The organism is Xanthomonas arboricola pv. guizotiae (assembly GCF_002940205.1).
Taxonomy (GTDB): domain Bacteria; phylum Pseudomonadota; class Gammaproteobacteria; order Xanthomonadales; family Xanthomonadaceae; genus Xanthomonas; species Xanthomonas arboricola_C.
In genome coordinates this window covers 16,303-40,745 of record NZ_MDSK01000032.1, presented here as the reverse complement: position 1 = coordinate 40,745, position 24,443 = coordinate 16,303, and the positions used below count along the sequence as shown (strand labels likewise).

Here is a 24,443-nt window from a genome sequence, read left to right as displayed (position 1 = left end):
CGCATCGACAGGCTGCCAGCACGTCACCAGCGCTGCGCCATCGGCGTCGGCCAGGGCCTCACTCGTATCCGAACGCCTTCAATGCCGCTTCGTCGTCCGACCAGCCTTCGCGCACGCGCACCCAGGTTTCCAGGAAGACCTTGGCCCCGAACAGGCGCTCCATCTGCAGGCGCGCCTTGCCGCCGATGTCCTTCAGGCGGGTACCGCCCTTGCCGATCACGATCGCCTTCTGGCCTTCGCGCTCGACCCAGATCACCGCGCCGATGCGCAGCAGCGCGCCATCTTCGGCAAAGCGTTCGATCTCCACCGTGGTGGCGTACGGCAGTTCTTCGCCGAGCTGACGCATCAACTGCTCACGCACCAGTTCCCCGGCCAGGAAACGCTGGCTGCGGTCGGTGATCTCGTCCTCGCCGAACATCGCGTCGGCCTCCGGCACCAGCTTGAGCAGGTCGCCGACCAGCGCCTCCAGGCCCTTGCGCTTGAGCGCGGACACCGGATGCACCGCAGCAAACGTGCGCCCCTCGCTGACCTGGGCCAGGAACGGGAACAGCGCGGTCTTGTCCTTGAGCCGGTCGACCTTGTTGACCACCAGCACCACCGGCACTCCGGCGTCGCTCAGGACCTTGAAGGCCAGTGTGTCTTCGTCGTCCCAGCGGCCGGCTTCGATCACCAGCACTGCCGCGTCCACGCCTTCCAGCGAGCCGCGCGCAGCGCGGTTCATCACCCGGTTCATGGCGCGCTTCTGCTCGCGATGCAGTCCGGGCGTGTCGACCAGCACAAGCTGCCCCTCGGGGAAGGTGGCAATGCCCAGCAACCGGTGGCGCGTGGTCTGCGGCCGGTTGGACACGATGCTGACCTTGGCGCCGACCAGGGCATTGGTCAGGGTGGATTTGCCGACATTGGGCCGGCCGATCACCGCAACGCTGCCGCTACGGTGGGGGGAAGAGGTTTCGCTCACGTGTTGGAATCCAGTTGTGCGATGACAAGGGTGGCCGCCTGTTGCTCGGCGAGGCGACGCGAGCTGCCCTGGCCTTCGGCGCGGGCGACGGGCTGTTCCAGGATGCAGGCGACATGGAACTGCTTGGCATGTTCGTCGCCGCTTTCGCTGATCAGCGCGTAGGTGGGCAGTGGCAGCTGCCGCGCCTGCAGCCATTCCTGCAGCCGGGTCTTGGGGTCTTTCTCTGCCTTGCCCACCGGCAGCGCCGCCAGCGAGGGCTCGAACCACGGCAGCACCACCGCGCGGCAGCGTTCGAAGCCGCAGTCCAGATAGATCGCCGCGACGATCGCCTCGACCGCGTCGGCCAGGATCGAATCGCGTCGATGGCCGCCGGATTTCAGCTCGCCCGGCCCCAGCGTCAGCCGCTCGCCCAGGTTGAGGCTGCGGCCGATCACCGCCAGCGCCCCCTCGCGTACGAGTTCGGCACGCGCGCGGGTCAATGCGCCTTCGTCGGCCTTGGGCCAGCGCTGGTAAAGCGCCTCGGCGACCAGCAGGTTGACGATGCCGTCGCCGAGAAATTCCAGTCGTTCGTTATGCGGTGTCCCGGCGCTGCGGTGTCGCAGCGCCTGGGCGAGCAATCCCGGATCGGCAAACGCATGCCCGATCGGATCGCCACGCTGGAAAGTCCTATTCGCCACCACGTCCCGTCATGTCCTGGGACGTCTCGAATTTACCGACGACATCCAGATTGCCGATCAATTCGCGGCGAACTTCGTAGTTGACCTTCATGCGCCAGCCACCATCGACGCGCTCGAACTTGACGTCCTCTTTCTTGACGTTTTCCGAGTAGTTGATGTACAGCCGACGAAAGAACAGATCCTGCAACTTGGACGGATCCATGTTGGCGCTGTCGGGTTCCTTGGCCAGGCCTTTCATCGCCGTGCGCACCGAATAGTATTCCTGGTACATCGGAAACAGCTTCATTCCGATGTACAGCGCGAACCCCACCACCGCCAGCACCACCACGAACGACGTCAACGTCATACCGCTTTGCTTGCGCTTCATTGTGCTTCCCCCGGCACGCCGTGCGTGCATTACTGGATTCCGGTCCCGATCCGCGACGGATCGAAACTCCCCTTGCAGAACCACCCCTCGCAATTGAGCCAGATCAGGAACGCCTTGCCGCGCAGGTTGGCTTCCGGCAGGAAGTGCGTCTGGGTCCAGAACCGGCTGTCTTCACTGTTGTCGCGATTATCCCCCATCACGAAATAGCTGTCCGCCGGCACGGTCCAGTCACCCTGCCCGGCCGGCATGTTGCGGTCCACCCACTCCAGCACCGTGTGGGTGCGGCCCGGCAAATCCTCGACCAGCAAGGTGGTGCCGGTCATCTCGGCGCCCTTGCCCTTGCCGATGTACTCGCCCTTGACCGTATAGCGCATCGGCTTGTCGTTGATGTACAGCGTATCGCCGTGGAAGCCGATCTTGTCGCCCGGCAGACCCACCACGCGCTTGATCCAGTTCTGGTCCGGCGCATGCGGCGGCTTGAACACCACCACGTCGCCGCGCTTGGGCTCGCCGGTCGGGATGAACTTGGTATTGGTGATCGGCAGACGGAAACCGTAAGCGAACTTGTTGACCAGGATGAAATCGCCGATCAGCAGATTGGGCATCATCGAACTGGACGGAATCTTGTACGGCTCGGCCACGAAGCTGCGCAGCATCAACACCACCGCCAGCACTGGAAAGAAGGCGCGCGAGTAGTCGATGATCGCCGGCTCGCTGTCCAGCAGACCGGCGCGTGCCGCGCGGCGCTTGGCCAGGAACAGCTTGTCCAGCAGCCAGATGAAGCCGGTGCCCAGCGTCAACACGACCAGGGCGATTTCAAACCATTTCATTGATGTTCCTTTCGGAAAGGGAATCGAGAATGGGGAATGGGGAATCGGAACAGCAGGAGCGCTTGCGCCCTTACGATTCCCGATTCCCGATTTACCATTCCCAGCTACTTATCCATCTGCAGGACAGCCAGGAAGGCTTCCTGCGGAATCTCCACGCGGCCGACCTGCTTCATGCGCTTCTTGCCTTCCTTCTGCTTTTCGAGCAGCTTCTTCTTGCGCGAAACGTCGCCACCATAGCACTTGGCCAACACGTTCTTGCGCATCGCCTTGACCGTGGAGCGCGAGATGATTTGCGAGCCCACGGCGGCCTGGATCGCCACGTCGAACATCTGCCGCGGGATCAGGTCTTTCATCTTTTCGCACAGCTCGCGGCCGCGCCGGTCGGCGTAGCTGCGGTGCACGATGATGCTCAATGCATCGACCTTGTCGCCATTGATCAGAGTATCCACGCGCACGAACGGGCCGGCATCGAAACGCAGGAAGTGGTAATCCAGCGAGGCATAACCGCGCGAGACCGACTTGAGCTTGTCGAAGAAATCCAGCACCACTTCGGCCATCGGCAACTCGTAGCTGATCTGCACCTGGCTGCCCAGATAGTTGATGCCGATCTGGGTGCCGCGCTTTTCCTCGCACAAGGTGATGATGTTGCCGACGTAATCGGGCGGGGTGAGGATGTTGGCGCGAATGATCGGTTCGCGGATCTCTTCCACGTTGTTGAGCGGCGGCAGCTTGGATGGATTGTCCATCGGGATGATGCTGCCGTCGGTCTTGAGCACTTCGTAGACCACGGTCGGCGCGGTCGAGATCAGGTTGAGGTTGTACTCGCGCTCCAGCCGCTCCTGCACGATCTCCATGTGCAGCATGCCCAGGAAGCCGCAGCGGAAGCCGAAGCCCATCGCTTCGGAGCTTTCCGGCTCGAAGCGCAGCGCGGCATCGTTCAGGCGCAGCTTGTCCAGCGCCTCGCGCAGGTCCGGGTAATCCTCGGCATCGACCGGAAACAGGCCGGCGAACACGCGCGGCTGCATTTCCTGGAAACCGGGCAATGCGTGCGGCGCCGGGTCGGCGGCCAGGGTCAGCGTGTCGCCGACCGGTGCCCCGTGCACGTCCTTGATCGAGGCGTTGATCCAGCCCACTTCGCCAGCGCCCAGCGCAGACAGCTCCTTGCGCTTGGGCGTGAACACGCCGACCTTGTCGACCAGATGCGTGCGGCCGGTGGACATCACCAGGATCTTGCTGCCCGGCTTGATCTGGCCCTGCATCACGCGCACCAGCGAGACCACGCCCAGGTAGTTGTCGAACCAGGAATCGATGATCAGCGCCTGCAGCTTGTCGGTGTCGCGCGGCTTGGGCGGCGGAATGCGATGCACGATCGCCTCCAGCACCAGATCGATGTTCAACCCGGTCTTGGCGCTCACCGCCACCGCGTCTTCGGCATCGATGCCGATCACCGCCTCGATCTCGGCCTTGGCGCGGTCGACATCGGCGGTCGGCAGGTCGATCTTGTTGAGCACCGGCACCACTTCCAGGCCCTGCTCCACCGCGGTGTAGCAGTTGGCCACCGACTGCGCTTCCACGCCCTGCGCCGCATCCACCACCAGCAGCGCGCCTTCGCAGGCGGCCAGCGAGCGGCTGACTTCGTAGGAGAAGTCGACGTGCCCGGGGGTGTCGATGAAGTTCAGGTGGTAGACCTGCCCGTCCTTTGCCGTATACGGCAAGGACACCGACTGTGCCTTGATGGTGATGCCGCGTTCGCGCTCGATCGGGTTGGAGTCGAGTACCTGGGCCTCCATCTCGCGCGCCTGCAGGCCGCCGCACAGCTGGATGATCCGGTCGGCCAGGGTGGATTTACCGTGGTCGACATGGGCAATGATGGAAAAATTGCGGATGTTCCGCATTGAATCAGAGGACATTGAGGTGGGCGCCGGCGGTGCCGTCGTCAGGGTAACGCAGCATTATCGCACGGCCGGCCCCCTTGGGGCCGGGGAATCGGGAATCGGCAGTGGGGAATCGGAAAAGCCAGGCGTGCTCTCGCATCGCGGAGCCGCTCTTGCCATTCCCGATTCCCGACTCTCCATTCCCTAGGTTAGCCGCCGGCCTTCAGGGCCACATAACTGGTCGCCTTGCCGTCGGTGACCAGCAGCATGACCACGTCGCCCTTCTTGTAGCTGGACAGGGCGCGGTTGAGGTCGGCGACGCTGCCGACCTTGGTGCGGCCGACGCGGGCGATGACCAGGCCCGGCGACAGCGGCGGTTGGGTGCTGCGTGCTGCCGCGCCGGTCACCGCGGCGATACGCACGCCCTCGCCGGCTTCCAGGCCCAGGCGGCTGCGCTCGGCCGCGGTGAGATCGGCGACCTGCAGGCCGAGCAGCTCCACGCTGGCCGGGGCGCTGGGCTTGGCGTCGTCGGCCGCGGTACGCGCCGCGGCGTTGCCGACGGGGTTGTCCAGCGTCGTCAGGGTGACGGCCACCTTGCGCGGCTTGCCATCGCGCAACACGTCCAGGTTGACCTTGGTGCCCGGCGCCATCAGCCCGATCATCGGCGGCAGATCGCTGGCGACATCGATCGGCTTGCCGTTGACGGCGCGGATCACATCGCCCACCTCGATTCCGGCCTTGGCGGCTGGGCTGCCGGGCGGAATGTCGTTGACCAGCGCGCCGCGCGTATCCGGCAGGCCCAGGCCCTGCGCCTTGAGCGAGTCGATCGGGCCGACCGCCACGCCCAGCATGCCGCGGCTCACATGGCCGGTGGCCTTGATCTGCTCGGCAGCGCTGAAGGCCAGGTCGATCGGGATCGCGAAGCTGATCCCCATGTAGCCGCCCGAGGCGGAGAAGATCTGCGAATTGATGCCGACCACCTCGCCGCGCGTGTTGAGCAAGGGGCCGCCGGAGTTGCCCTGGTTGATCGCCACGTCGGTCTGGATAAAGGGCACGTAGCGCTGGTCCGCATACGGATTGCTGCGCCCGGTGGCACTGACGATGCCGGCAGTGACCGAGTGGTCCAGGCCGAACGGCGAGCCGATCGCCACCACCCACTGGCCCGGCTTGAGCGTGTTGGAGTCGCCCAGGCGCACCGTCGGCAGGCCCTTGGCCTCGATCTTGAGCAGCGCCACGTCGAACTGCTCGTCGCTGCCGACCACCTTGGCCTTGAACTCGCGGCGGTCGGTCAGCTTGACGGTGACCTCGCTGGCGCCATCGACCACATGGTGATTGGTCAGCACATAGCCGTCGGCGGAAATGATGAAGCCCGAGCCCATCGACTTGCCGGCGATGCCGCCATCGTCATCGCCGCCCTGGCCCGGCCCCTGCCGCGGCCCGCCCGGCATCTGGAAATCCGGCCCGAAGAAGCGGCGGAAGAATTCCGGCATCTGCTCGTCGCCGGGCATCGCGCCGCCGTCCTGCCCACCGCGCCGCTGGCGCGCCATGGCGTCTTTGCGGGTGATGGTGGTTTCGATATTGACCACACCCGGGCCAACCTGCTCGACCAGATTGGTGAAGTCCGGCAACCCGGCCACCAGCTGCGGAGCCGGCGCGGCGCTGCGGTTGGCGGCAATCGGGGCAACATCCTTGGGCGCGGGCGCGGATTGCTGCGCGCAGGCGGCCAGCGGCAGGGTCATGGCGATCAGGCCGAACATCTGGGTGCGAATGCGGTGGTTCATCAGGTTGCCTCCGATGGCAGGGCGACAGGGGCCAAAGCCCCTGCCACTGCAGGGGTCCGGCACGATAACGGGAGGGAGGACGCCGAACGGATGACGATCGGCGGCAGTATCAATCCTGCGGCGGCTGCACCGGCAGCGGCCGGTTGGGCGCAGGGCTGGCAACACCCTGCGGCGCAGGCTCGAACGGATAGAACGTGGTGCCCTGTCCGCCCTGGCGGAAGCTGGCATTGAGCGGACTGTCGCCCGCACCGGACAGCACCGCCCGCGGCCATGGGCGCGCCTGCAGGGTGGTATCCGGGTGCGTGAACGGATTCGATGACGCCGCCGCACCGGCCGTGGCCGTCGTCGACGCGGGAGCAGCGGACGCCAGCATGCGGGTTGGCGCCTGCTGCTGACGCGAAGCGACGCTGCGCGCGACCTGCTGGTTGCGTGTGGCCGCGCCACGGCGGGTGGATGCAAGCGCGGCGGCCGGCACCGCTGCGGCCAGCGCGGCCACCTGATCGGGTCCGGCCGGGCCGGGCTCGGCCGGACCCTTCGGTGCTGCGGGCGTGGCGGGGGCCGGCGTGGCCGCCGGCAGCTGCGCTGTCGTCGCGAACACCGGGACCTGCTCGGCCGGCGGTACGGTCTCGGGCAGGCGCTCGCGCGCCATGAACAGGGCGATCGCAGCGACCGATGCCGCGATCGCTGCGCCGCCACCCCAGCGCCAGCGCGTGGCCGGACGCGTGGATGGCTGCGCCTGCGGCACGGGCTCGTCGGCAATGGCGCTGCGCACGCGCGCGGCAAAATCCAGCGGTGCCGGCGCGCTGGCCGCGCCACGCAGCACATCGCCGCACAGTTGCCAACGCTCGTGGCAGCCGGCCAGCTCCTCGTCGTGGGCCAGGCGGCGCAGCAGGAAGCGCGACTCGTCGGCGCTCAATTCGCCATCCACCAGCGCAGACAGCTGCTGACGGTAGTGACGCTCGAACTTGTCGGTGGTGGACATGGCAGGGTTATGGCTCATACACGGTGTCGCTCACGGGTAGCGCTTTCGGTCTCCAGCAGAGGCCGCAGCTCGATGTCGATGGCCTCGCGCGCCCGGAAGATGCGCGAGCGCACCGTTCCGATCGGGCAATCCATCTTTCGCGCGATTTCGTCGTAGCTCAGCCCCTCCACCTCGCGCAGGGTGATGGCCGACCGAAGTTCTTCCGGCAGGGCTTGGACCGCACGCATCACCGTTTGTTCCAGCTCCTGTCGCATCAATTCGCGCTCCGGGGTGTCGGTGTCGCGTAACCGGGTTGCCCCATCGAACTGTTCGGCATCGCTGATCTCGATATCGTCGGTGGGCGGGCGGCGGTTGTGCGCAACCAGATGGTTCTTGGCAGTGTTGACGGCAATGCGGTGCAACCAGGTATAGAACTGCGAGTCGCCGCGGAAACTGTTGATCGCGCGGTAGGCGCGCACAAACGTATCCTGGGCCACGTCCTGGCACTCGCTCCAGTCGGCAATGTAGCGCCCGATCAACGCCACGATGCGGTGCTGGTATTTGCGCACCAGCACATCGAACGCTGCGCTTTCGCCGCGCTGCACACGCCGGACCAGTTCCAGGTCCAGCTCCTGAGGTGTATCGACTTCGGCCATGTCGGGCCGCACTCCTGTCAGCCCACCGAAGTCGGGCAATGAGACAACCATTGAAAAGAAAAGTTCATACCGATCCGGACGATCCTCACGCATCAGACTAGCTGCACCGATGCGCCACTGGCGACGCCTCGCACCAGGCGCGCGCCGCCCTGCCGACAGGTATGGGTATTTGACGTGAAGGAAACAACCTCTGGATGATAACGACCTTTCCTTATATCTCCGGACGGCCAGACGCATGCTTCCAGGTTTCGACGGGCTCCGATTCAGCCATTGGCAGGCCGACCTGCGCGAGGACGGCGTGGTCGTGCTCAGCCTCGACCGCCAGGGCGCACCGGTCAACGCGTTTTCGCAGGAGGTGCTGCTGGAGTTGGGCGCGCTGGTCGAACGCCTGGCGCTGGACCCGCCCAAGGGCGTGGTGCTGCGCTCGGGCAAGCCCAACGGCTTCATCGCCGGCGCCGACCTGAAGGAATTTCAGGAGTTCGACCGCAAGGGCACCGTCAACGATGCGATCCATCGCGGCCAGAGCGTCTTTCAGAAGCTGGCCGAGCTGCCCTGCCCCACGGTCGCGGCGATCCATGGCTTCTGCATGGGCGGCGGCACCGAGATCGCGCTGGCGTGCCGCTACCGCGTGGCCTCCGACGATGGCAGTACGCGCATCGGCCTGCCGGAAACCAAGCTCGGCATCTTCCCCGGCTGGGGCGGCAGCGCCCGCTTGCCGCGCCTGATCGGTGCGCCGGCGGCGATGGACCTGATGCTGACCGGCCGCACCGTCGCGGCCAAGGCCGCCCGCGCGATGGGCCTGGTCGACAAGATCGCCGCGCCCGCAGTACTGGTGGACGTCGCCGCCGCATTGGCGCTCACCGGCAGCAAGCGCCCGTTCAAGCAGCGCGCCACCGCGTGGGCCACCAATACCTTGCTCGCGCGCAAGCTGCTGGCCCCGCAGATGCGCAAGCAGGTCGCACGCAAGGCGCGCAAGGAGCATTACCCGGCCCCCTACGCCTTGATCAACGTGTGGGAGCGCGCCGGCGGCGGCGGCATCCAGGCGCGCCTGGCGGCCGAGCGCAAGGCGGTGGTCAAGCTCGCCAGCACGCCGACCGCGCGCAACCTGATCCGCATCTTCTTTCTCACCGAGCGCCTGAAGGCGCTGGGCGGCAAGGATGCCGGCGCTGCGGCGCTGGCTCCGATCCGCCATGTGCATGTGGTCGGCGCCGGCGTGATGGGCGGCGATATCGCGGCCTGGGCGGCGTACAAGGGCTTCGAGGTGACGCTGCAGGATCGCGAGCAGCGCTTCATCGATACGGCGCTGGGCCGCGGCGGCGAGTTGTTCGCCAAGCGCGTCAAGCACGAGGCCAAGCGGCCGGCGGTGGCGGCGCGCCTGCGTGGCGACCTGGCTGGTGCGGGCGTGACCCAGGCCGATCTGGTGATCGAGGCGATCATCGAAAACCCGCAGGCCAAGCGCGAGCTGTACCAGTCCATCGAGCCGCAGCTCAAGCCCGATGCCTTGCTGACCACCAACACCTCGTCGATTCCGTTGACCGAGCTCCGCGGGCATCTGCAGCGCCCGGCGCAGTTTGCCGGCCTGCACTACTTCAATCCGGTGGCGATGATGCCGCTGGTGGAAATCGTGCAGCACGACGGGCTGGATCCGGCCAACGTCGCGCGCCTGGCGGCGTTCTGCAAGGCACTGGACAAGTTCCCGGTACCGGTGGCCGGCACGCCGGGCTTCCTGGTCAATCGCGTGCTGTTCCCGTACCTGCTCGAAGCGGCCACTGCCTATGCCGAAGGCGTGCCGGGCCCGGTGCTGGACAAGACCGCGGTGAAGTTCGGCATGCCGATGGGGCCGATCGAACTGATCGACACGGTGGGGCTGGATGTTGCCGCCGGCGTGGGCGCGGAGCTCGCCCCGTTCCTGCACCTGCCGATTCCGGCGGCGCTGGCCACCGTGGAGCCGGGCAGGCGCGGCAAGAAGGACGGCCAAGGTCTCTACAAGTGGGAGAACGGGCGCGCGGTCAAGCCCGAGGTGGCCAGTGGCGACGCGGCGCCGGCAGACCTGGAAGATCGCCTGATCCTGCCGCTGCTCAACGAAGCGGTCGCCTGCCTGCACGACGGCGTGGTGGCCGATGCGGACCTGCTCGACGCCGGGGTGATCTTCGGCACCGGCTTTGCGCCGTTCCGCGGCGGCCCGATCCAGCACATCCGCAGTGTCGGCGCCGACGCGCTACTGGAACGTCTGCAGGCACTGCAGGCGCGCCATGGCGAGCGCTTCGCCCCGCGCCCGGGCTGGGAGTCGCCGGTGCTGCGGGAAGCGGTGGTTTGAGTCGTTGACGGTGCCCTCCTCTTCGACCGGACGCGTCCGCCAGATGCAATCGGCGGGCACGGCGATCTGAACATTTCGCAGCGGCACGCCATCGACACGCTGCGTCGCCGGCAATAAAAAAAACAACGGCGAGCCGAAGCTCGCCGTTGTTTTTACCAAGCTGCAACCTGGCTCAGAAACGCAGACCCACACTGGTGAAGAAGTAGCGTCCAGCCTGATCGTAACCCCCCAGCGAGTTGCCATTGAAGGTCAGGCTGCCGCCCACCAGCGGCGGCTCCTTGTCGGCGATGTTGTTGATGCCCAAGGTCCAGGTGACGTAGTCGCCCAACTGCATCGAACCGGACAGGTCGAAGTAGTTGTACGCCGACACCTTGTTGTCCTGGTTCACCAGGCGTACGTCGGTGGTGCCACGGGTGCCATCGGTATTCTGGTAATCCAGCTCACCGATATAGCGCCAGCGCAACCCGACGGTGTAGCGATCGAAGCTGTAGCGCGTGCTCAGCACATGCCGCCATTCGGCACTGTTGCAGGCCACGTTGACCACGCCCGCGCAGTCATAGGTCACTTCCTGCACGCCCGGAACCGGTTCGTACTCCTGCTTGATGGCATAGCTGCCCATCATCGAGGCGGTCAGGCGCCCGGGACCGACGCTCCAGGCGTACGAGGCGGTCAGATCCACGCCCTGGAAATGCAGCGAACCAAAATTATCCTGCGAGTTGAAGATCAGACCGGACACGTCCGGGTCGCTACCGCGGAACAGATCGCCGGTGGTGGCATTGCGGCGCACGCGGCTGCAGATATCCGCATTGCCGGTCACGCCGCATGCGGTGAGGATGTTGGACGAGCCGATGCTGCGGATCGCATCGTCGATCTTGATGTCGTAGTAATCCACGCTCAGATCGAGCCCCTTGATCGGGCTGGCAGCAAAACCGACGGTCCAGGTGTTGGCCGTTTCCGGCTGCAGCGTCGTATTGCCGCCGCCGATTTCGTTGTACTGACCGGCCGGGTTGGCCGCGACACGGCCGTATTGCGCCGCGGTGACGCCGGTGTTGGCGCACTGGGCCTGGGTGAAGACCGGATTGGCACCGGCGCACGGGTCGCTGCCGCTCCACAGTCCGATCGTATTTTCGTTATACAGCTCGGTCACGTTCGGCGCGCGGATCGCACGGTTCCAGCCGGCGCGCAGGTGGTACTTGCCATCGACGAATGTCGCACCCAGACCGGCCTTGTAGGTACTCACGCCACCGGAGGTGTCGTAGTCCGAGTAGCGATAGCCAAGCTGCATGTCCAGGTGATCCAGGCTACCGGCCTGCGCCACCAGCGGCACCGCGCCTTCGAGGAACAGTTCCTTGACGCCGATGTCGCCGGACACATTGGAGGTCGGGCCACCCAGGCCGGTGAAGTTGCCGGTCTGCATGTTGCTGTCGGCCACCCGCTTGAAGGTTTCGGTGCGGGTCTCGACACCGCCGACCAGACTGATCGGGTTATCGCCGGCCCACGGCAGGCTGTAGCCGAAATTGCCGGTCACATAGGCGTTGAACACGCGCATCGAGGTTTCGTAGTTGACGATGCCCACACCCTGCAGCGCTTCTGCCTCTGCTGCGGTGACACTGTCGGTCCACACGCTATAGGGCACGCAACCATCGAACGAACCAGGCTGGCAGCCCAGCAGCGCATCGCGCACGCGCGTGGTCACGAAGTCGTTCCTGTTTTCCGACTTGGTGGTACTGCGGTTGTAGGTGAACGAGGCGTCGTACGACCAGTTGTCGTTGATGTCGCCCTGGGCGCCGGTGGTGATGCTGAAACTGTTGGTATCCGAGTCGGTGATGCGCGGGCCGCCTTCGACGTTGCGCTTGGCCACGTAAACGGTGAACTCGTCGTCGGTGATGCCCACATCGTTACACAGGCTGCCGATCACCGAGGTTGCACAGTTGACGTTGAGGTCGGTGAAAAATGCACCAGACGGCGCGATCTGGGTCGAACTCTTGCGGTTGACGAACAGGGTTTCGAGGTAAGGCTTGAAGTGCTCGTTGACCTCGTACTTGATGTTGGTACCGGCGGTGTAGCGCGTGTCCGGCCGCTGGTAATAGTTCAACGGTGCAAAGTTGTACAGATTCGGCGATGCGACCTGCGACCAGGTGCCGCCTGCGGAAGGTTGCACGTAGAACGCGCCAGCCGACGGTGCCACCACGTAGAAATTTGCAGGATCCGCTGTCGCAGAGCCGCCGCAGGCGGTGCCGCGATTGCTCAATGCGCAGGCAGAGTAATCGCGCTGCCCTTGCAACAACGGGTCGTTCTCGCGCCAGGTGGCCCAGGCGGTGGCATGGCCGGATTCGCCGAAGCTGCCACCGATGGCGAGGTCGATGTTACGGGAGATGCCGTCGAAGCCGGAATTGCCGGTGGGATAGTCGTAGCCGGCCTCGTCCATCAGCCCGCGCATCAGCTTGTTGCCGTTGTCGTGCTGATAGGCGTTATAGCCCATGTCGACGCTGACGCCCTCGAATTCGTCGTCCAGCACGAAGTTGACCACGCCGGCGACCGCGTCCGAGCCGTACACCGCCGAGGCGCCGCCGGTCAGGATGTCCACGCGGCGCACCAGCGCTGCCGGAATGATGCTGATATCCGGACTCTCGCCGATACCCTTGGGAATGCGCCTGCCGTTGACCAGGGTCAAGGTGCGCTGCGCGCCCAGCCCGCGCAGGTCGACCGTTGCATAGCCTTGGGAACCGTTATTGGAAAAATTGTCGAACGACGCCGCAAGCTGCGGATACTGGTTGATCAGATCTTCGACCTTGGTCGAGCCGGTGTACTGGAATTCTTCCTTGTTGATCTCTGCCACCGGACTGGAGGCAGTCATCGTCTGGCTCTTGATGCGCGTACCGGTGACACTGATCGTGTCCAGGCTCTTGAGTTCCGTCGCGGGCTGCTCCTGCGCCATCACGGTTCCGGACAGGGCCAACGCGGCGGCGCCGGCCGTGAGCGATACCCGGATGGCATCGCGCAGCTTGGTGGTCTTCAATCTCATCTCTCTCTCCGAGAAGTTCGAACGGGTGAGCGCAACGCACTGCGTCGGCATCTAAGGCAATGCCGGCGCATGCTGCGACGTCGTTGGCAAGCGCATCGGACTGCACTTCCACGCTGGCTAACGGCCGGACGAAGAAGCGCCCGAAAAGAAGTTGCCAACCCGATGTTAAGACCACGTTGAAGAGAATTAAAGCGCCATTCAGAAATGCTCCGAATCGGTGCGGCGAATCCCCAAAAGAGTGCGGATGTCACGGAAAAAGCGGCCCTATGCCGCTCTTTGCTCTCGTGGAGCCCGATTTCGCCCCATTCGTTCGTTCGTTCGTTCGTTCGTTCGTTCGTTCGTTCGTTCGTTCGTTCGTCGGCCGCGAGCCAGCCGCTCGCTCAGTTGCAGGAACTATTGGTCGGCCAGCGAGAAACTCTTACAACGCCTCGACGCCAGGCATGACCACACCGGCTGCCTGAAGTCGCGTCAACACGGGCATGAGTCTGCCCAGATGCCGCCGAGAGCTATGCACCGAGCGTTGGTGGACATCGCCGCGCACCTGCGCCGCGCTCGCAGTCACGAACGGCACATGCTCCAGTTCGGCGATGGTGTCACTGCTCGCCAGCCCGCACCAGCTCAGCACCCGCGTGATCTGCTGGTCGGTGTCGCGCACCAACTCTTCGTAGCGCACGTCGAGAATGGCGCCGGGCAGCACCGCATGCCAGTGCCGCATGGTCTGCTGGTAGGCCAGGTAGTAATCCGCGAGCTCATCGAGCGCATACGAGAACGGATAGGCGTTGTAGAACAGGGTCTTGTACATCGCATAACAGGTGTCCAGCGGATCGCGCACCAGATGGATGATGCGTGCGCGTGGCAGCGCGGCGGCAATCATGCCGCAATACAGGTAATTGACCGGCAGCTTGTCGATGAACACCGGATGGTCGTGCACCAGCTCACGGGCACCGCGCAGATACTCCTGCCCAAGCGCCGCGAAATCGATCTGCAGCGAAGCCTGGGCGGCGGTCAGTTCGGGATTGGTCGACAGTACGCCGGAGGTCGCACTGCCGAGCAGCGCACCGAAATCCATCAGCTCCCCGGCCGAGCGTGCACCGCCGCGCTGGATCAGCAGGCGCTCCAGCAAGGTGGTGCCGGAGCGTGGCAAACCGACGATGAAGATCGCTCCCTCGCCCGCATGACCGGGCTGCAGTGCGCGCAAGACAGCCGGGGCGTATGCCTCGCGCACCTGGGCGATATGCGCACACTCGGCAGCAACGTCGTACTGCAGAGTCTTGCGCTTGCAGACCGCTGCTGCGGTCAATGTCTCGAACGACTCCGCATGCTGGCCCAGGTCCTCCAGCTCCTTGCTCAGGGCGTACAGGCCGGCCGCTCGGGCGGACGGTTCCGACAGCGTGGTCAAGCGGTGACGCAGATCGTCCAGGTGGTTGTGCTGCCCGGTCTGACGCCGGAGCGTGGCGCGCAGGTACAGGGCATCGCCCGTGCCGGGTGCCAGTTGCAATAGCCGCTCCAGGGTGCGCTCAGCCGCATCGAATTCGCCACCAAAGAACTGCATGGTGGCGAGGTCGTACAGCAAGCCGGGCTGTTCTCCCAGCAATGTCATCGCATGCCGATACGCATCACGGGCGGCCGCCACCTCGTGGCAGCCGCTGTACAGCGAGCCGATCCGCCACCATGCAGCGCCGTCGGCGGCGGCCAGCGCCTGTGCCTGGCCGGCGACGAGCCGGGCCTCGCGGCGGCGACGCAGCTGCAGCAGCAAGCTGGCGTATTTGATCAATAGCGGGAGCGGTGACGTTGCAACCGCCACTGCCTGTGCGATGCGGTCGGCTGCGGCCTGCGGATCGCCGTTGGCCAGCCAGGCTTCACTGGCAAGCTCCAGCAGATGCGCATTGCCAGGCTGCTGTGCGCAGGCGCGCTCGGCGAACACGACTGCCTCGGCATAACGTCCCTGACGCAGCAGTTGATACCCGTTGTGCAACAGGGCGCGTAGCAGTCTCTCAGTCATCCATTCCCTTCTGTCTGTTGCGATGCCGTCGATGGCCTGGTCAGTCGATGCGGCGGGCGCGTAGCGCGACACCGGCAGCGGTGACCAGCATGTAGCTTCCCATTGCGGCCTTGCGGATCACCACGACCTCGCCCTCGGCCAGCGGCCCGCGGCTGCTCGCTTCCGTCAGCGCCCAGCGCTGGCGACTGTCCAGCGACACGATGCGCGTACCGTCTGGCTGATACGCCACTGCAAGCACCTTCGCGGTGAGTTGCGCAGGCGCTGACTGCTGCGCACCTGCCGCTGCCGAGGCCTGTTGGGTGTTGCGGCCGAATGCCCTGACTGCCCTGTCCGCCTCCGCCGCCCGCACCGCCTGCGTTGGCGGGAAGCTGGCGTCATAGCAGGCCAGCCGCGGCAAGGGATCGAGTACGGCGGCGCAGCGATGCGTCGGCACGTCCTGCGCCGATACCGCCCAGGCGCAGCTCAACACCGTCAGCCCCCACACCACTCGCTTGTGCATGCGCGCATCTTCACTGGTCGACTGCAGCAGAGCATACAAGGCAAGCGGCGAACGCAGGAAAGACCGCTCATCACCGTCCGCCACGGGGCGATTGAACGCACCGCCGGCGCCGCCTAAGCTGCAGCTCTCCCACCCACTGCAAGACTGCCTGGAAAACGCCTTGGACCCGTCCTTGCAGCACGCCGCACGCTTACTGCAACAAGGCCATCTGGTGCAGGCGATCGCCGCCTATCGCCACATCCTGCAGGCGCAGCCCCGCTGCGCCGATGCCTGGTACAACCTGGGATATCTGCTGCGCCAGACCGGCGAGGCATCCGCCGCACTGGATGCGTATGCGCAGGCATTGCAGTGCGGTGCCGCGTTGCCGGAACAGATCCACCTCAATCGCGCGGCGCTGCTGAGCGACCATCTACATCAGGAGGCGGCAGCGCTGAAGGAACTCGACCTGGCACTGCAGTGCAGGCCGGACTACGCCCCGGCCTTGCTCAATCTGGGCAATCTGCAGGAAGAGCTGGGCGCACGCGACCAGGCGGTCGCCGCCTATCGCCGGCTGCTCGCCAATCCTCCCGTCGATGCCCAGACACGAGCGCTGCAGCTGCAAGCCACCGCACGCCTGCTGCAGCTGGATCCTCCGACGCATGCGCAGGACATCCGCTTGCTCGCACTTGCGCAGGCAGGCTCGGTCGCGGAGCAGGATCCTGCGTTGACGGCCACGCTGCTGCATGCACTGGCCCATGCCTACGACCGTCTCGGCCTGCACAGCCAGGCATTCGATGCGGCCAGTGCCGCCAACCGGCATGGCCATGCACATGCGCGGCGCTACGACCCGATCCGTACACAACAGCACTTCGACACCATCGCTGCGGTATTTGCCGATGCAAACGACGCGCCCCAGCCACCGCCCATGGCCGCCGTAGACGACGCGGTACCGCCACTGTTTATCTGCGGCATGTTCCGCTCCGGCTCCACCTTGATCGAGCAGGCCTTGTCGCGCCACCCATGCATCGCCGCCGGGGGCGAACTGGATGCGCTGCCGCGACTGGTCGCACAGTCGCTGTCGCCATTCCCGCAGGCCGCGCAGCATCTGTCCTCGCACACGCTGGCGCAGCTGGCCGCAGCCTATCGTCGACGCGTGGCTGCGGCCGTTCCCCATCACGCGCAACTGCGCTACATCACCGACAAGCGCCCCGACAACTTTTTGCTGCTCGGGCTGATCAAGCAGCTGTTTCCGGCGGCCAGGATCGTGCACACACGTCGTCACCCGCTGGACAACGGGCTGTCGATCTTCATGCAGCAGCTCAATCCACAACGCTTTGACTATGCGGGCCGGCTGGAGGACATCGGGCATTTCTATGCCGCCTACCAGCGACTGATGGCGCATTGGCTGTCGCTGTATCCGGACAGCATCCACACGTTCGACTACGACGCCTTTGTCGCCGCGCCGGAGCCCAGCCTGCGCGCACTGCTGGACTTTTTGCAGTTGCCCTGGGAACCGGATTGCCTGGATTTCCACAAGGCGCCTGGAGCCGTCAGGACAGCCAGCTACTGGCAGGTGCGCCAGCCCCTGCATGGCGATGCGTCCGGACGCTGGAAACCCTACGCGACCCAGCTCGCTCCGCTGCGCGACACACTTGCCCGGTTCGGCATCATGCCTGCGGACTGAACCGGCCGACTACCGGCACCACCTCATCCCGCACGGTGGCGCGCAATCGCCGTCTCCATGGCATTGACCATCTGCCGCTCCTCCTGGCTCAGCAGCGGGTTCCAGACATCGAAGATCAGCACCGCACGCAGCTGCGCGCTCGCGTTGCGCGCCTCATGCTCGATCGAGTCGTCGAACACCAGCACCTTGCCGACCTCCCACTGCCGCCAGTCGTAACCGACCCGGAAGCTGCAGCCCTCGGGCACGATCAACGGAAGATGCGCCACCAGACGTGCGTTGGTCTCACCATGGTGCGGCGGAATGACCGTCTGCGGCGCAAGCACCGAAAACATCGCGTTGGGGCACACGCCGTCGATCTGCGCCGCATCGACCAATGCCAAAGCGGCGGCGGTTGCCGGGCACTGCCGCAGATGCTCATCCACCGGCTGTCCATGTGCCCACAACGGATAGGAACTCCATGCCGGCGAATGGTTGAGCTCCTTCCACTGATTGACCGGCTGGTCCGGCGCGTAGGCGATGTACGGCGCAAAGCCGCCCTTGTCCTCGTGCATGACGGCGCGCAGTTCCTGCGCGATCGCCGCGGTCTGACGCTGTACTGCAGCGATCCAGGGAAACGCGTCCGGCGGGTGAAACGGCAGGGCCGGCAATCGCGGGATGTACAAGCGGTTGGACTGGGAGTGGAACGGGCGACTGCGCCCGCATGCGATCGCGGCTGCCTCCGCCCAGCGTCCTGCGAGCGCGGCGTCCACGGCGATGCCAGGAGCGTCCAGGACGGCGCGCAATTGCGCTTCCAGCTCAAGCGTGTCCTGCTCCACTGCCTGCGTGGCCAGGGCCAGCTTGCGCCGCAATACCGCAGGCCATTGCGGCTCCGGCGGCGCGACCTTCAGCGCATCGCGATAGACACCGGCGGCGGCGCGCGGGCGGCCGCGCGCCTGCAGGAATGCGGCCTTTGCCAGCAGCCCGGGCAGGAAGTACGCATCCAGCGCCAACGCCGCGCTGATGGCCTGCCACTCGCCATCCACATCGCCTTGCGCCTGCTTCACCACCGCAATGGTCAGCACGATCATCGGATCGCCCGGGCTGCTTGCGCGTGCGCCTGCCAGGTACTCCAGCGCCGCCGTTGCATCGCCGCGCTGGTAGGCATGCACGCCCAGGCTGTACAAGGCCTGCGGGTGCGTCGGCGCCAACTGGCGCACCTGTGTCCACAATTGCTCGGCCTGTTGCCATTGCCCGGCCGATGCCGCCGCGCCCGCCTCGGCGATCAGCGCGGCGATGCGTTCGTTGCGTTGTTCGATCTGTACCGCCATCGCGCCGCCAGCCTCGCAGTCTTCCCCGGCTCGATCATACGGCCTGGGCGGTAGCTCGGCAGCAGGACGGTTCTCCCCTGGATCGGACCGGATGGCCTGGCTGGGCGCTGCTCCAGGCAACGCCATGCCACCGCCAGTCAGGCAACAAGCCTACTGGAGGCGTGCTCCGCGTCAGTGCGCGTGGCCGCCGTGCGAGTGCGCGTGACCACGATGATCGTCATGCGCGGAGCCTTGCGCGGCCGGCGCCGCGCCACACGGCTCGGCGCCGCAGTCGCCGCTCTCCACCTGCAGGGTGACGTGGGTGATCTCGAAGCGCGCGTGCAGCAGCTCGGCGAGGGCGTCGCGCAGGCGGTCGCGGTCGGTGGTTTCGCTGACCACCACGTGTGCGGTGAGCGCGGGCGTGCTGGAGGCCAGTGCCCAGACATGCAGGTCGTGCACGTCTTCGACGCCGGGGTAGCTGGTCAGCGCCTGCTGCACCTGCGGCAGATCGATGCCTTTGGGCACGCCTTCCAGCAGCACGTTGATCGCCTCGCGCAGCAGCACCCAGGTGCGCGGCAGCACCCACAGGCCGATCAGCACCGCCAGCACCGGGTCGATCCACTGCCAACCGGTCCAGCGGATCAGCAGCGCGCCGATGATCACCGCCACCGAGCCAAGCATGTCGCTCCAGACCTCCAGGTAGGCCCCCTTGACGCTCAGGCTCTCGCCGCTGCCGGCGTGCAGCAGCTTCATGGCGATCAGATTGATCACCAGGCCGAGGCCGGCGATCAGCAGCATGCCGCTGGAGGAAATATCCTGCGGTGCGCGGAAGCGCTGCGCGGCCTCCCAGAGAATGTAGGCGCCGACTGCGAACAACAGCGCGCCGTTCGCCAGCGCGCCGAGCGCTTCCAGCCGCACATAGCCATAGGTGCGGCGCGCATCGGCAGGACGACGGCTCAGGCGCACGGCAAGCAGGGCGATCATCAGGCCCACGGTGTCGGTGGCCATATGTGCGGCGTCGGACAGCAGCGCCAGGCTGTTGGTGATGAACGCACCGATGACTTCCGCCAGCAGGAACGTGGCGGTCAGTCCTAGCGCCCACCACAGCGGTGTCTCGTGGCGGATGTCGCTGGGTGCGTGGTTGTGGTCGTGTCCCATGGATGCGGTGGTCTCGTGCAATGCGCGCACCTTAGGCGCACGCGATGGCGGAGACTATTACACCCGGGCGTGATGACATCACATCACGTGGGCGCGGCGCTGCACGTTATTGCCCAGGCCGGGTAGCGACTTGGAGCGGCCCACTTGACGGTGGGCGTAGACGCTTTGTTAGCGGCTCTCAAACCTTGGCCACCAGCTTGATCACACTGGAGAAATCCAGCGCGCCGTTACCGGCCTGGCTGTTCATCGCATACAGATTGCGCGCCAGCTCGCCGAGCGGAATCGACACGCCCGCCTGTACTGCGGATTCGGCGACCAGCCCCAGGTCCTTGAGCATCAGATCGTTGCCGAAGCCGCCGCTGTAACCGCGCGATGCCGGCGCGTTGGGCAGCACACCCGGCCACGGATTGCACACTTCGGTGGCCCAGCTGCGCCCGGTGCTGACCGCCATCATCTGCGACAGCACCGCCGGGTCCAGCCCCTGCGCAACGCCGAGCGCCAGCGCCTCGCCGGTGGCGGCCATGATCACGCCCAGCGCCATGTTGTTGCACAGTTTGGCGACCTGGCCGGCGCCGTTGTCGCCGACGTGGAAGATGTTCTTGCCCATTGCCTGCAACACCGGCCGCGCGCGCGCCAATACCGGCGCGGCGCCGCCGACGATAAACGTCAGGCTGCCTGCCGCCGCGCCCGCCGTGCCGCCGGAGACCGGCGCATCCAGCACCGCCAGGCCACGCGCCTGCGCCTCGGCGGCGAGCTTGCGTGCGCTGGCGGGTGCGATGGTGCTGCAGTCGATCACCAGGGCACCTTCGGGAATCTGCGCCAGAATCCCGGCCTCGCCCAGGTACAGCGCTTCCACATGGCGGCTGGCCGGCAACATCGAGATCACGATCTCGGCGTCGGCCAGGGTGTCGTGCGCGGAGCTGGCGGCATGCGCGCCGGCAGCGACTGCCGCGTCCAGCGCGGCCGGCACCAGATCGAATACCCGCAGCTGGTGCCCGGCCTTGCTCAGGTTGGCGGCCATCGGCCCGCCCATATTGCCCAGGCCGATAAAAGCGATCTTGCTCATGGTGTGGTTTTCCAGGGTTGGGCGGCCATCACCGACTGGCGCGGCCGTTGAATGGTGTGCCCGGCCGCGGCGCAGTGCGGCAAACGGGCGCAGTGGCGTCCCTCGGTCCTGCACTGCGGATGCTGCTCATCGTCCGCATCCGTCGACCGTTTGCACTCCCGTGTCAGCGACTCAACCTGCACCAAGATCGGCAAGCGGATGCCGTGCGGGCGGCCAGGGCGATTGCAGGAATGCAGCCGCCCATTGCGCATCGGCCTGTTCGAGCGCGGCAGGCTGCCACTGCGGCATGCGGTCCTTGTCGATCAACAGCGCGCGAATGCCTTCGGCGAAGTCGCCATGGGCGGCGGCATGCAGCGCCACCCCGTACTCGGTGCGAAAGGTGTCGGCCAGCGTGCCGGTGCCCGGGTGACGTTGCAGTTCCCAGGCCAGGCGCGCCGAGCCGGGCGCGCCGGCTGCCAGCGTTGCACGCGCGGCCTGCAGCCAGGCATCTTCGCTGTGCAGTGCCAGGATTGCGGCGACCACCTCCTGCAGCGTCTGGCCTGCCACCAATTGCGCGATCAGCGCCGCATGCACCTGCAGCGGGCCCGGCTCCAGCGGTTGCGCAATCCCGTGCAGGAACGCGCCGAGCTGGGCGCGATCCTCGTCTGCATCGCCTGTCCAGGCATGCGCGTCCAGGGCGCCCAGCACTGCCGCGTATTGCGCATGCTCCAGGCGCACATCCGCAAGCCCGGCATAGATGGCATCGCTGGCGTCCAGCGGCGCGCCGGTCAGTGCCAGAAACAATCCGGCGCCGCGCGGCACGCGGCGCAACAACCGGCTGCCACCCACGTCGGGAAACAGGCCGACACTGATCTCCGGCATCGCCAGGCGCGAGCGCTCGGTGACCACGCGATGGCTGGCGCCGGACATCAAGCCGATACCGCCGCCCATGACGATGCCGTGGCCCCAGCACAGCAGCGGCTTCGGGTAGGTGTGAATACGATGGTCGAGCCGGTATTCCTCTTCGAAGAACGCAGCGGCGTGCGCGTTGCCTTGTGGGCGCGCGCGACGTTCCTGCAGATCCGGCACCGCCTCGCGATGCGCGCGCATGCTCTGGTACAGACCATGCAGATCGCCGCCCGCGCAGAACGCCTTCTCGCCTGCGCCACGCAGCACCACGCAGGCAATCCGCGCATCGTCGGCCCAGACGCGCAGTTGCGCATCCAGCAGGCGCGTCATCTGCAGGGACAGGCCGTTGAGCGTCCTGGGCGCGTTCAAGATGGCGATGCCGATGCGATGCCCGTCGGCGCAGTCGCGTTGTCCGAACAGCACCGGAGCTTCTTCGGGGGGGCTCACATCCAGCATCAGCCATTGCTCCACTGCGGTGCGCGCTTCTCGAGAAAGGCCGCCACTCCCTCGGCCTGATCGGCCTGCTCGAACAGGTCGACGAAGGCTTCGCGCTCTGCCACCAGCGCGGCGGCATGCGTGCCGTGGCGGGTGGACTGCACCAGGCGCTTGCACGCTGCCACGCTGGCCGGACTCTGCTTGCCGGCGCGCTGTGCCCAGGCACTGGCCTGCGCACGTGACTCGCCCGTGCCGACCACCTCCTCCACCAGGCGGATGTGGTGCGCGGTGGCGGCATCCAGACGCTCGCCGAGCAGGATCATGCGCTTGGCCCAGCCCTCGCCGACCAGGCGTGGCAGGTTCTGGGTGCCACCGGCGCACGGCAACAGGCCGACGCTGGCTTCCGGCAAGGCCAGTTGCGCGTGTTGTTCGGCAATGCGCAGGTCGCAGGCCAGCGCGCATTCCAGGCCGCCGCCCATCGCATAGCCATTGATGGCGGCGATCGACACGCCGCGAAACGCACTCAAGGCTTCGAAAGCTTCGCCGAAGCGCCGCGCGGCCTCCCGTGCAGCAGCCTTGTCGCCATCGGCAAACTGCTTGAGATCGGCGCCGGCACTGAAGAACTTCTCGCCCTCGCCGGTGATCACCAGCGCGTAGATGCTGCGGTCCGCATCCAGCGCGCGGACCAGATCGCGCAAGGCTGCAAGGCTGTGCACGGTCCAGGTGTTGGCCGGCAGATTGCGCAGGGTGACGATGGCGACATGGCCATCGCGTTCGACCTGCAAGCCGGTGTGCGTGCGCGTTGCCCAATCGCTCATCGCAGCTCCTCCTCGCCGTTGAGCAGGTGGCGCGCAATGATCATGCGCATCACCTCGTTGGTGCCTTCCAGGATGCGGTGCACGCGGCTGTCGCGCAGCAGGCGCTCGATCGGATATTCGCGGATATAGCCGTAGCCGCCGTGGATCTGCAAGGCATCGTCGCAGATCGCAAAGCCGGCATCGGTGGCGAAGCGCTTGGCCATCGCACACCACACGGTGGCATCGTGGCTGCCGGCATCGAGCTTGCGCGCAGCGGTGTGCACCATCTGCCGCGCGGCCACCAGTTGCGTGGCCATGTCGGCCAGTTTGAACTGCAGCGCCTGGAAATCGGCCAGCTTCTTGCCGAACTGCCGGCGCTCGCCCATGTAGCGGCGGGCGGCGTCCAGCGCGCCTTGCGCCGCTCCCAACGAACAGGCGGCGATATTGATGCGGCCGCCGTCCAGCGCCTTCATCGCCATCTTGAAGCCTTCGCCTTCCTTGCCCAGCAGATTGCCGGCCGGAATGCGCACGTTCTCGAAACTCACCCCGCGCGTGGGCTGGCTGTTCCAGCCCATCTTTTCTTCCTTGCGGCCGTAGCCGATGCCGGGCGCATCGGCGGGCACCACGAAGGCGCTGATGCCGCGCGCACCGTCGTCGCCGGTGCGGGCCATGACCACCAGCACGTCGGTGGCGCCCGCACCGGAAATGAAGGCCTTGCTGCCGTTGAGCAGGTAACTGTCGCCATCGCGCTGCGCGCGCGTCTTGAGCGAGGCCGCGTCCGAGCCGGCACCCGGTTCGGTCAGGCAGTACGAGCCCAGCCTGGCGCCGCTGGTCATCGCCTCGCCCCACTGCGCGCGCACCGCGTCGCTGCCGTAGCTGGCGATCAACCAGGTGGCCATGTTGTGGATGCTGATGAACGCCGAGGTGGATGGATCGACGGTGGCCAGTTCCTCGAACACCACCGCGGCATCGAGCCGGCGCATGCCCAGGCCGCCCACGCCCTCATCGGTGTACAGGCCGCAGAACCCCAGCTCGGCCGCCTTGGCGATGGCCTCGCGCGGGAAGTGGCTTTGCGCATCCCAGTGCGCGGCGTGCGGTGCAAGTTCCTTGTCGGCAAAGTCGCGCGCGGCAGCGCGGAAGGCTTCCTGCTCGTCATTCAAATCGGCCGTATTGGCGTGTAGCTGGATGGCTGCATTCATGGCG

19 protein-coding genes are annotated in these 24,443 nt (G+C 66.3%); 2 read left to right on the top strand and 17 right to left on the bottom strand.

Features of this window, described 5'->3' with window-relative positions; translation table 11 throughout:
• Positions 1–58: 58 nt before the first annotated feature.
• From era to rpoE, 8 genes are all read right to left on the bottom strand, one after another.
• Positions 59–958 carry a GTPase Era gene (era, locus tag XarbCFBP7408_RS17300; protein ID WP_104564003.1) on the bottom strand — a complete coding sequence of 300 codons (900 nt, stop codon included), beginning with the start codon at positions 956–958 and terminating at the stop codon, positions 59–61.
• Positions 955–1,635 carry a ribonuclease III gene (rnc, locus tag XarbCFBP7408_RS17295; protein WP_104564017.1) on the bottom strand — a complete coding sequence of 227 codons (681 nt, stop codon included), beginning with the start codon at positions 1,633–1,635 and terminating at the stop codon, positions 955–957. The genes era and rnc overlap by 4 nt, the downstream gene beginning before the upstream one ends.
• Positions 1,625–2,032 carry a DUF4845 domain-containing protein gene (locus XarbCFBP7408_RS17290; protein WP_024938034.1) on the bottom strand — a complete coding sequence of 136 codons (408 nt, stop codon included), beginning with the start codon at positions 2,030–2,032 and terminating at the stop codon, positions 1,625–1,627. Before XarbCFBP7408_RS17290 ends, rnc begins: the two co-directional genes overlap by 11 nt.
• Positions 2,032–2,832 carry a signal peptidase I gene (gene lepB, locus XarbCFBP7408_RS17285; RefSeq protein WP_104564002.1) on the bottom strand — a complete coding sequence of 267 codons (801 nt, stop codon included), beginning with the start codon at positions 2,830–2,832 and terminating at the stop codon, positions 2,032–2,034. The genes XarbCFBP7408_RS17290 and lepB overlap by 1 nt, the downstream gene beginning before the upstream one ends.
• Positions 2,833–2,936: 104 nt before the next feature.
• Entirely contained in the window at positions 2,937–4,727 is a 1,791-nt protein-coding gene (gene lepA / locus XarbCFBP7408_RS17280; RefSeq protein ID WP_181106821.1) for a translation elongation factor 4, read from the bottom strand.
• Positions 4,728–4,915: 188 nt separating this feature from the next.
• Complete coding sequence (locus XarbCFBP7408_RS17275; protein ID WP_104564000.1) at positions 4,916–6,487, bottom strand: DegQ family serine endoprotease; 1,572 nt, start codon at positions 6,485–6,487, stop codon at positions 4,916–4,918.
• Positions 6,488–6,596: 109 nt separating this feature from the next.
• Entirely contained in the window at positions 6,597–7,487 is an 891-nt protein-coding gene (locus XarbCFBP7408_RS17270) for a sigma-E factor negative regulatory protein (protein ID WP_104563999.1), read from the bottom strand.
• A complete protein-coding gene (gene rpoE / locus XarbCFBP7408_RS17265) occupies positions 7,484–8,104 on the bottom strand; it encodes an RNA polymerase sigma factor RpoE (protein WP_016903799.1) in 621 nt (206 codons plus the stop codon). The genes XarbCFBP7408_RS17270 and rpoE overlap by 4 nt, the downstream gene beginning before the upstream one ends.
• 235 nt (positions 8,105–8,339) lie before the next feature.
• Between rpoE and XarbCFBP7408_RS17260 the strand changes: the two genes are divergently transcribed.
• Entirely contained in the window at positions 8,340–10,421 is a 2,082-nt protein-coding gene (locus tag XarbCFBP7408_RS17260; RefSeq protein WP_104563998.1) for a 3-hydroxyacyl-CoA dehydrogenase NAD-binding domain-containing protein, read from the top strand.
• 172 nt (positions 10,422–10,593) lie between these two features.
• Here XarbCFBP7408_RS17260 and XarbCFBP7408_RS17255 read toward each other — a convergent pair whose 3' ends face one another.
• The 3 genes from XarbCFBP7408_RS17255 to XarbCFBP7408_RS17245 all read right to left on the bottom strand — a co-directional run bounded on the left by XarbCFBP7408_RS17255 (position 10,594) and on the right by XarbCFBP7408_RS17245 (position 15,947).
• The gene (locus XarbCFBP7408_RS17255) at positions 10,594–13,446 is read right to left on the bottom strand and encodes a TonB-dependent receptor (protein WP_104563997.1); all 2,853 of its coding nucleotides are present in this window, start codon (positions 13,444–13,446) and stop codon (positions 10,594–10,596) included.
• Positions 13,447–13,864: 418 nt separating this feature from the next.
• Positions 13,865–15,448: a tetratricopeptide repeat-containing sulfotransferase family protein gene (locus tag XarbCFBP7408_RS17250; protein ID WP_104563996.1), complete on the bottom strand. Its 1,584-nt coding sequence runs from the start codon at positions 15,446–15,448 to the stop codon at positions 13,865–13,867.
• 40 nt (positions 15,449–15,488) lie between these two features.
• The gene (locus XarbCFBP7408_RS17245) at positions 15,489–15,947 is read right to left on the bottom strand and encodes a hypothetical protein (protein WP_104564016.1); all 459 of its coding nucleotides are present in this window, start codon (positions 15,945–15,947) and stop codon (positions 15,489–15,491) included.
• A 160-nt stretch (positions 15,948–16,107) separates the two neighbouring features.
• Here XarbCFBP7408_RS17245 and XarbCFBP7408_RS17240 point away from each other — a divergent pair, with 160 nt between their 5' ends.
• Complete coding sequence (locus tag XarbCFBP7408_RS17240) at positions 16,108–17,610, top strand: tetratricopeptide repeat-containing sulfotransferase family protein (RefSeq protein WP_104564015.1); 1,503 nt, start codon at positions 16,108–16,110, stop codon at positions 17,608–17,610.
• 23 nt (positions 17,611–17,633) lie between these two features.
• Here the strand turns inward: XarbCFBP7408_RS17240 and XarbCFBP7408_RS17235 are convergent, their stop codons facing one another.
• From XarbCFBP7408_RS17235 to XarbCFBP7408_RS17210, 6 genes are all read right to left on the bottom strand, one after another.
• Complete coding sequence (locus XarbCFBP7408_RS17235) at positions 17,634–18,917, bottom strand: aspartyl/asparaginyl beta-hydroxylase domain-containing protein (protein WP_104563995.1); 1,284 nt, start codon at positions 18,915–18,917, stop codon at positions 17,634–17,636.
• Between the two features lie 171 nt (positions 18,918–19,088).
• Positions 19,089–20,054 carry a cation diffusion facilitator family transporter gene (locus tag XarbCFBP7408_RS17230; protein ID WP_104563994.1) on the bottom strand — a complete coding sequence of 322 codons (966 nt, stop codon included), beginning with the start codon at positions 20,052–20,054 and terminating at the stop codon, positions 19,089–19,091.
• 178 nt (positions 20,055–20,232) lie between these two features.
• Positions 20,233–21,135, bottom strand: coding sequence for a 3-hydroxyisobutyrate dehydrogenase (gene mmsB / locus XarbCFBP7408_RS17225; RefSeq protein ID WP_181106822.1), 903 nt, complete (start codon positions 21,133–21,135; stop codon positions 20,233–20,235).
• A 156-nt stretch (positions 21,136–21,291) separates the two neighbouring features.
• Positions 21,292–22,479, bottom strand: coding sequence for an enoyl-CoA hydratase/isomerase family protein (locus XarbCFBP7408_RS17220; protein WP_429001408.1), 1,188 nt, complete (start codon positions 22,477–22,479; stop codon positions 21,292–21,294).
• The gene (locus XarbCFBP7408_RS17215; RefSeq protein WP_104563992.1) at positions 22,464–23,261 is read right to left on the bottom strand and encodes an enoyl-CoA hydratase; all 798 of its coding nucleotides are present in this window, start codon (positions 23,259–23,261) and stop codon (positions 22,464–22,466) included. The genes XarbCFBP7408_RS17220 and XarbCFBP7408_RS17215 overlap by 16 nt, the downstream gene beginning before the upstream one ends.
• Entirely contained in the window at positions 23,258–24,439 is a 1,182-nt protein-coding gene (locus XarbCFBP7408_RS17210; protein WP_104563991.1) for an acyl-CoA dehydrogenase family protein, read from the bottom strand. Before XarbCFBP7408_RS17210 ends, XarbCFBP7408_RS17215 begins: the two co-directional genes overlap by 4 nt.
• Between the last annotated feature and the right edge of the window lie 4 nt (positions 24,440–24,443).

Coding starts and splice junctions, on each gene's coding strand:
- lepA (WP_181106821.1), bottom strand. CDS start 4,727: ATGCGGAACATCCGCAATTTTTCCATCATTGCCCATGTCGACCACGGT.
- lepB (WP_104564002.1), bottom strand. CDS start 2,832: ATGAAATGGTTTGAAATCGCCCTGGTCGTGTTGACGCTGGGCACCGGC.
- XarbCFBP7408_RS17215 (WP_104563992.1), bottom strand. CDS start 23,261: ATGAGCGATTGGGCAACGCGCACGCACACCGGCTTGCAGGTCGAACGC.
- XarbCFBP7408_RS17210 (WP_104563991.1), bottom strand. CDS start 24,439: ATGAATGCAGCCATCCAGCTACACGCCAATACGGCCGATTTGAATGAC.
- XarbCFBP7408_RS17235 (WP_104563995.1), bottom strand. CDS start 18,917: ATGGCGGTACAGATCGAACAACGCAACGAACGCATCGCCGCGCTGATC.
- XarbCFBP7408_RS17230 (WP_104563994.1), bottom strand. CDS start 20,054: ATGGGACACGACCACAACCACGCACCCAGCGACATCCGCCACGAGACA.
- XarbCFBP7408_RS17245 (WP_104564016.1), bottom strand. CDS start 15,947: ATGCACAAGCGAGTGGTGTGGGGGCTGACGGTGTTGAGCTGCGCCTGG.
- XarbCFBP7408_RS17250 (WP_104563996.1), bottom strand. CDS start 15,448: ATGACTGAGAGACTGCTACGCGCCCTGTTGCACAACGGGTATCAACTG.
- XarbCFBP7408_RS17275 (WP_104564000.1), bottom strand. CDS start 6,487: ATGAACCACCGCATTCGCACCCAGATGTTCGGCCTGATCGCCATGACC.
- XarbCFBP7408_RS17290 (WP_024938034.1), bottom strand. CDS start 2,032: ATGCACGCACGGCGTGCCGGGGGAAGCACAATGAAGCGCAAGCAAAGC.
- XarbCFBP7408_RS17255 (WP_104563997.1), bottom strand. CDS start 13,446: ATGAGATTGAAGACCACCAAGCTGCGCGATGCCATCCGGGTATCGCTC.
- XarbCFBP7408_RS17260 (WP_104563998.1), top strand. CDS start 8,340: ATGCTTCCAGGTTTCGACGGGCTCCGATTCAGCCATTGGCAGGCCGAC.
- XarbCFBP7408_RS17270 (WP_104563999.1), bottom strand. CDS start 7,487: ATGAGCCATAACCCTGCCATGTCCACCACCGACAAGTTCGAGCGTCAC.
- rpoE (WP_016903799.1), bottom strand. CDS start 8,104: ATGGCCGAAGTCGATACACCTCAGGAGCTGGACCTGGAACTGGTCCGG.